General features: G+C 57.0%; 8 protein-coding genes. 2 read left to right on the top strand and 6 right to left on the bottom strand.

Annotated features, from left to right (window positions below; genetic code table 11):
• Positions 1–35: 35 nt before the first annotated feature.
• Positions 36–1,031 carry a tyrosine-type recombinase/integrase gene (locus ACFSJC_RS02815; protein ID WP_386022896.1) on the bottom strand — a complete coding sequence of 332 codons (996 nt, stop codon included), beginning with the start codon at positions 1,029–1,031 and terminating at the stop codon, positions 36–38.
• A 194-nt stretch (positions 1,032–1,225) separates the two neighbouring features.
• On the opposite strand from ACFSJC_RS02815, the gene ACFSJC_RS02820 reads away from it, so the two are divergent.
• Positions 1,226–2,242, top strand: a complete 1,017-nt coding sequence (locus tag ACFSJC_RS02820) for a DNA-binding protein (protein WP_386022899.1) — start codon at positions 1,226–1,228, stop codon at positions 2,240–2,242.
• A 278-nt stretch (positions 2,243–2,520) separates the two neighbouring features.
• Positions 2,521–2,931, top strand: a complete 411-nt coding sequence (locus tag ACFSJC_RS02825) for a helix-turn-helix domain-containing protein (RefSeq protein ID WP_386022902.1) — start codon at positions 2,521–2,523, stop codon at positions 2,929–2,931.
• A 451-nt stretch (positions 2,932–3,382) separates the two neighbouring features.
• Here the strand turns inward: ACFSJC_RS02825 and ACFSJC_RS02830 are convergent, their stop codons facing one another.
• From ACFSJC_RS02830 to ACFSJC_RS02850, 5 genes are all read right to left on the bottom strand, one after another.
• Complete coding sequence (locus ACFSJC_RS02830) at positions 3,383–3,958, bottom strand: helix-turn-helix domain-containing protein (protein WP_386022905.1); 576 nt, start codon at positions 3,956–3,958, stop codon at positions 3,383–3,385.
• 161 nt (positions 3,959–4,119) lie between these two features.
• Positions 4,120–4,707 (bottom strand): hypothetical protein, encoded by a 588-nt coding sequence (locus tag ACFSJC_RS02835; RefSeq protein WP_386022908.1) that lies wholly within the window; start codon positions 4,705–4,707, stop codon positions 4,120–4,122.
• A gap of 206 nt (positions 4,708–4,913) precedes the next feature.
• Entirely contained in the window at positions 4,914–5,357 is a 444-nt protein-coding gene (locus ACFSJC_RS02840; RefSeq protein ID WP_386022911.1) for a hypothetical protein, read from the bottom strand.
• Between the two features lie 77 nt (positions 5,358–5,434).
• Entirely contained in the window at positions 5,435–5,686 is a 252-nt protein-coding gene (locus tag ACFSJC_RS02845; protein ID WP_386022913.1) for a hypothetical protein, read from the bottom strand.
• Between the two features lie 25 nt (positions 5,687–5,711).
• Positions 5,712–6,767: a phage/plasmid replication protein, II/X family gene (locus ACFSJC_RS02850; protein ID WP_386022916.1), complete on the bottom strand. Its 1,056-nt coding sequence runs from the start codon at positions 6,765–6,767 to the stop codon at positions 5,712–5,714.
• Between the last annotated feature and the right edge of the window lie 106 nt (positions 6,768–6,873).

A 6,873-nucleotide genomic window follows, 5' to 3' on the forward strand; every position in this document is an offset into this window, starting at 1 on the left:
GTTGCCAGCACCCACGGTGCTGGTGACATCTCAAGTCAAAGTAACCCGTCTCCGGCATGGTCCTCGAATTCATTGCTGCGACGGATATAGATCATCACCGTCTTGGGGTCCTTATGCCGAGAGACCTCCATCATCTTGAAAAGACTGGCCTTGGAGAGTGCGGCCGAGGTCATGAAACCGGAGCGGAGGCTGTGGCCTGCGTATTCGGACGGATCCAATCCAGCGTGTTGTGCACAGCGCTTCACCACTGCGGCAATGCTATGGGCGCTCAGCGGCATCTCCGCGACTCGATCGCCCCGATATAGACGCCGAAACACCCAGCCATCCCGAATGTCGGCGGCCTTCAGCCATTCACGGACGGCGCGCACCGGACAATAGTCCCGACCGCGAATCACCGGCACGATCTGACCCAATCCCTCCGCATCCGTCTTCGACTGGCGGACATGCACCCGAAATCCACCTGAGATCTCTTTCAGATCCTCCAGGCGTAACGCCACCAGCTCCGAGCGCCGGAAGGCCCCGGCGAATCCCAGCGTGAGGATAGCGCGATCCCTGAGCCCTTGAAGACGCGTGCAATCGAGTGTGTCCACCATCGCACGTAGCTGATCGGCGAGGGCGGGGGCCTTCTGATTCGGCGCCGAACCATGGGTTCGCGCGATGCCTTTTAAGGTCCCGCGAACCAGTTCCGATCCGGTCTGAGGCTCATGTCCGCATAGTCGATGCGCGAGCCGAATCGCCGCTAGACGTCGGCGTAGGGTGCTGGTCTTTCGACCAGACTCAGCCTCTGAGGCTAGGAAGGCAGAGATGGTTTCCGCGCTAGCGGGCAGTGCTTGGAGCGTTCGGGTTGCGCACCACGCGGTGAAGATCGACCAATCCGAGCGGTAGGCGCGTAACGTAGAGTCTGCGTGACGCGCAGCAAAATATTGATTTAGAAGATTTTTATCCTCTGGCGTTAGTGTCTCCACATTTGGAGTGGATGAGGGGCTTGTGATCGCCAATCTGCTCCGATCTCTTGTTGTCTCTTCGCTCACGTTCGCTCCTTTTTCGTTGCTCGATCCCGGACCTCAAGAGCTGGGCCAGTTCTCTGTGTCTGGCAATCCCTAATAATCCCATATTAGTTACGAGAATGGGAGTTATCGCAACTAATAGTCGGGATGTCAACGAAAAACACTGATATAGTAACAACTATACTTTAGTGTTTTTCACTATTTTGATCGAGGTCATCATGACTAGCACGCGTACCTTGGCCAAAGAGGCCGCCCTGAAGCTGTTACAGAACGGCGAACGGCCGACGGCTGATCGGATTCGAAATACGATCGGCAAGGGCGCTCAACAGACGATCCTGTCGGCGTTGGACGAGTTCTGGGGTGAGATCGGCGCGCGCCTGAACGAACCGCGACTGCCAGAAACGTTGCTCGAACCGATGAATATGCTCTGGTCGCAAGCCGTCACGGAAGCGGGGCGCCAGTGGCAGTCGGAAAAGTCCGTCCTGGAAGAGCGGGTCCGCGTCCTGGAAACAGAACTGTCAGAAGTGAAAGAAGCGCTGATCGGGACACAGACAGCCCTTCGTCAAAGTCAGGCCGAGGTCGGCGAGGCCCAAACGTGCATAAGCGAACAGACTGAACGGCTCACCGAGCAGACAGAGAACATCAGGGCGCTACAAGAGGAATTGGGCCGGTTAACCAATCAACGCGACCAATCGAATGAACTGCTGAAGGCCGAACGCGAGGGTAGGGAGCGTGACCAAACGGCTTGGCTGAATGAAATCGACGCCGCGCGTCAGACTGTCAAGGCCGTCAACATAGACAAGGACAGGCTATCTCAGGCGTTTTCAGAGGCGCGCGACACCCAGGTGCGCCAAGACTTGTTACTGAAACATGCGGAACAGGCCAGCGCCGAGCTCAAGACGCAGTTGGAAGCCAGGAACGCTGAGTTCGACATGAAAAGCCAGGCGCATGAACACCTGCTTGCCGAATCGGCCGCACGACTTAGAGAAATCCAACGTTTGGAAACCGAGCTAACCCAGAAACAGAACGCACTCACGGCATTGGAAGGCCGTGTCCAAGCCAGGGAAAAAGATCTGAACGCACTCATGGAGTCATTGAGCACGATGCGACTCCAGGTCGAGCGACTGAGTGCCGAGAATCAGATCCTCCGCGACGAACGCGAATCCCAACGATCGAACCGGGCCGAAATCGAACAGTTCTTCCTGCAGGCGATGGAGCGGTTGGGAGAAAAATAGATCTTGACTCGGCGGTCAGATTGACCGCGAGTTCGGAGGCGGTCGAGGGCGCCCGAGCCTTAGAACCACGCGGCCTGGACCCGGATTCAGTCCGCTCCTTGATTTCGCATAATGTATAGGCTGGTCGTCCCATGCTCCTGCAAACCCTGTCAATACCGCTACAGGCGAAATTTATCTTACGTCGCAGGAGAACACAACGCTGTAGTGACAATTTGACCGCTTATGATGCTTCTGCAGCATAACCTAGACTCATCCAGAGCATACAAAAGAGGTCCGTCATGTCACTGGGCAAGAACATTCGGCGATTGCGTCAAGACCAGGGATGGACCCAAGTCCAGCTGTCCGAACGGACCGGCATTCGCATCGGACATATCTCGAAACTGGAGAAAGACGACGGAGACCCGAAGCTCTCGACCCTCTACAAGCTGATGGAGGCGTTCGGTTGCTCGCCGGACGCGCTGTTGATGGATCTCGACAAGGCGCCGATGGACGCGATTCTGAAGCAGACGTTGGAGCGCGCTCTGAAGCTGCCCGAGGCGAACAAGGCAGCAATCATCGAGGTGGTGGACGGCTACATTCGCGCCTGCGGTGTCGAGCAAGCATTCAGCGACCAGAACCGTACCTGGATCAGCATCTGGACGAATCCACCCGAGCGGGTACCGATGCGTGAGCCGGAAGGTCGGCAGTAGTAACGACCCTCATTTTGAACAGCCAATCAGGCTGCATGCGTGCCGGAGCGGCTGCGCCGCGATTTGTCGTCACTGTTGCAAGATCGGCGAACCCTTGGAGCGGCCTGGATGACGCCAACGTCAAGCGCCGAGCGGTGCGTTCTCTCATCCCCGCATCGGCCGGCCCTAATGCGAGCGGACCCCGCCAGGCGGTTCTGAATCAAGGTCGTTCGTCCTCGGGGCGCTCCACCTTGATTCAGCCCCACCTGGCGGGGTCTTTCACTCGCGGGCCGACCGACGCGAGGATGAGAGAACACAGCAACCCTTATGCTTTCGTCTCGCTCGCTGAAGGTCAGTGGAGAAACACCCCTCAGCACTTGACCTGAAAGGACGGAAGGGGCCTCCCTCAGCTCAGATGAGAGTCGGGGAGCGATGCAAGCCACGGCGGCCCTAATTCACGTCACAGTGACACTTAATCGGCCGCGTGCCGCTTGAGGACGCTGCGAACGGTGCCATCCGAAATACCCAGCCGACGCGCGATCGGACGCTTTCCGAGCCCTTGGTGATACAGCTCGACAATCTGGCGATCGCGGTCGGAGAGGGGAACGGGCTCCACGATCGCCGATCTGAGCTCGGGAACGTCCTCGGACTCCTCGGTATTTTTCGCAACTGTTGCGGTCTGTCCCGATACGGACGTCTTCCGTTTCTGGTCGACCTGATTTTCCGCAACTGTTTCGGATAATTCGAGGTCGGCCGTGGTCGCCGGCTGAAACGTAGGGATTAGAGCCATACCAGCAACCGCTCGCGGATTCATGCGCCGGAACATCTCGACCACGGCATCCGCCGCCGCTTGAGTCATGCCCTTACGATAGGCCGTGGTCAAGATCTCGATCAGTCCGGTATCGCTCATGGCGCTGAAGTCTCCGCGATACTCATCGAAAGCGACAGCTCGGGCGCGTTCGCGAACGGCCCGCATGCGTTCGGCGGGCGAGAGTGCCCGTCCGGTTGGTGGACGTCCGCGCTTTTTCGGGGATGCTGGTTCGCTCATGATTGCGTCACTGTTGCGTTTATTGGCTTAGCCAAATACTAGCAACAGTGACGAATAATGCAAGCATATTGCGAAACTGTTGCGCAAATAGAGAAAGCTACAAAGGCGCTCGTCCTTGTCGGCGAGCAGTGCGCCAAGATTCGCTCTGTCCCTTCCAACGGCTAGCTTTTGAAAGAATGCCATAAAATTGATAATCCAATAATAGCTAATGTTGTCAATATGAATAACAACCACTTTGCCAAAATAAAAAGAGGTTCTCCTTTTAGAACTCTATTCCATTCTATTTGAAGTATCTCGCGTGCATATTCACGTAACCCCGGAATATGCTTGTTCGCATCCTGAGTATTTCTGTCATTTAGTAGAGATTTAATCTCATTGAACTCTGATAAAAATCCATCCACAGCAGATCCTTGCATAGATGCCAACTGAATCCTTAGCAATATTCTATTGCCACTGGTCTGCCATTCCATGTGATCAGAGTAGGTGTTTTTCCAAAACTCAAAGTCCCCCACAGGCGCTCCCGATTCGCGCGTATTTGCATTATATTGCTTAAGCGCTTGCTGGAGATTTGAGATTGAGGCAATAAATAAAGATACGTCATCTCGAAATGAATTAATCCATTCATTTCGTAGGTCAGAAATCTTTAGCTCTTTAGCCAAGATTAGATTTACTAAAGAAAACGCACCTGTTACTAAAGCAGCAATAACTGCTCCTATTGGAACAAGCAAGCTTAATGATATTGAAGACATAATAAATTCACCTCATGTTACATCAGTCATCAATAAATTATATCGTTCCGGTGCCGAATGATCCCGTATCGGCTGACGAGGACTTCGGTTCCGCTACGAAGATTGGCGTGATCGAGCCGGGCGGGATTCGCTCCGCAAGCTGCGCGAAGCCGCCCGGCTCGACTCTGCCATCCATCGCGTGCATGGACATGACGTCCTGAGCGGCCTTACGGGTGCTTCGGCCCCTGGTCGCTACCATCGCCAAAGTGCTCTAGCCACAGATCCCCGTTGCGCTCCCAGTCGTCATCCGTGAACCCCAGGTGGACCAGCTGCTCGAGCAGCAGCACGAACAGCCAGGCCGCCTTGAAGACGAGCCCGATCGCCGCTTGAAGCCCCGGAATCAGGAGCATGAAGACGGCCCGGATCCGATGGCCTTGCCACCAGAGCACGCGCGCCTCACGGGCGCCGATGCTCAGGAGCCATGACAGGCCCACGCTTTGAACCTCATAACCGTCGGCGTTGCGGTCCTGATCATAACGGAGCAGGCCATCACTGACGTTGAACACCTGGCCGAAGTAGCGCCGAGCGCGCCAATAGGAGGAGCGGAGGAGGGTGCCGATACCCAGATCTTCGACATCCGCCGCCGCAGGTTTGGTAAGCTGATCGAACATGACGTACCCCCAAGGGCGTTATGTGCCTCAGGCGTGCCCCCAGCGCCGCCAAGCCTCGGGGGCCACGCCTCTTCCCGTCAGACGTTGACCCCTTCGGGCCAGTCGACGAACCATTGATCTCCCACGTCGTAGAGCTCCACCACGAAGCGGTCGGGGCGCTCCAATTCCCGAACGCATTGTTCCGCCGCTTGCCGAGTCGGGAATACGTGAGCCAAATTCGGATGCATGGCCCAGCGCAGCAGCTCGGCACCCGCCTCCACCGTGATACGGCTATGCAGAAGCTCGCCATCCCAATTACCCACGCAATAGCCAAGCAATCGCTCTTTCAATCATTCCTCCCGAGAGCGACTGAACTCAGGCCGCGCGCATCAGCGCGAATTTTTCCCGTAAGTCCTGCCAACTCTCGACCGTTTGACATTGAATCAGGGGCCGCCGAATAGCGACCACATTACCTGCGGAGAGGTCGGCATCGGAGAGTCCCGCAGCCCGTAGTACCGAGAGATTCCGATACCAGGTCGTGCGCGAGGTCATGTCCCGCGCCTTCTCCCAGCCATACGCCTTGATGAGCGCCCAACATCCAATCGCCGCCTTCGCTTGGCCTTCAGTCTTAGCGACTTGCTGTACCTGTTCTTCGATGTTCATTTCAGTGACCTCCGCTTTACCCAGCATTCGATCGAAATAACTATGCCATTCACTCTTGAGGTCTTTCGCCGTTACTTGATACCAAGGATTACCAGCACGTTCTCGCCACCATTGCGCGCCAAGGGTGTGTTCAAGCCTCAACAGGCAGTCCGCCATCATCAGTTCTTCATCGCTATATCGCCTCCCGTGATAATCCAATTTGCGCATCTGATACCGTAAGTGCGGCCCCTTCGCATATGCCTTGCCCTTACGAAGACGGCTGCGCTGCGACCAATAGACCGTGTCGCCGGCCTGCTGCGAGACGCGATAGCGTCCGCCTTCACATCCCCGTAGCTCGGCTAGTCCGGCGCGCACATCGGCCAGCGACCCGACCAACAGGTTTTCCGTGACATCCACACGCGAAACTAAGAAGAACTCGGCCGAGGGCGGCTTGCGCCGCACATCGAGGATCCCGAACACGTAATCCCGCATGCGTTCAACACATCCGGGAAGATCGAGCGCCGCCGAGGCGCCGGAACCGAAGACCGCGTCACCGTCACCCATGACGCGGGCAGGGGAGCCCTGCATCCACAAGGCATCGGAACCGCAGCGATAGCTGATGGCGTGCGAGTCCGAGCGGATCGAGTCCCAAGCCGAGGTTTCCCAGGCCACTTCACCCGTGGCCGGGTTGAAGCGCTGGATGCGATCGCCGAGATCGCGCAGGCGCAGGCGATCTTTCGTCCTCAGACAGTCGAGCGGAACCCGTGCCGTGACCCAGTCGATCAGCATCGGCCAGGCCCGGCAGAAGGCTGGAAAGTCCCACCCATGGGACTAAGTGCCCGTGTTACAGGTACGGGCACCGATCGCGGCGAGTTCTTCGCCGAGGGCCTGCACC

The organism is Thiorhodococcus fuscus, assembly GCF_042682685.1.
GTDB classification, from domain to species: Bacteria; Pseudomonadota; Gammaproteobacteria; order Chromatiales; family Chromatiaceae; genus Imhoffiella; species Imhoffiella fuscus.

Excerpts from the sequence above, each read along its gene's own strand:
- ACFSJC_RS02820 (WP_386022899.1), top strand. The coding sequence starts at position 1,226 with ATGACTAGCACGCGTACCTTGGCCAAAGAGGCCGCCCTGAAGCTGTTA.
- ACFSJC_RS02825 (WP_386022902.1), top strand. The coding sequence starts at position 2,521 with ATGTCACTGGGCAAGAACATTCGGCGATTGCGTCAAGACCAGGGATGG.
- ACFSJC_RS02830 (WP_386022905.1), bottom strand. The coding sequence starts at position 3,958 with ATGAGCGAACCAGCATCCCCGAAAAAGCGCGGACGTCCACCAACCGGA.
- ACFSJC_RS02835 (WP_386022908.1), bottom strand. The coding sequence starts at position 4,707 with ATGTCTTCAATATCATTAAGCTTGCTTGTTCCAATAGGAGCAGTTATT.
- ACFSJC_RS02840 (WP_386022911.1), bottom strand. The coding sequence starts at position 5,357 with ATGTTCGATCAGCTTACCAAACCTGCGGCGGCGGATGTCGAAGATCTG.
- ACFSJC_RS02850 (WP_386022916.1), bottom strand. The coding sequence starts at position 6,767 with ATGCTGATCGACTGGGTCACGGCACGGGTTCCGCTCGACTGTCTGAGG.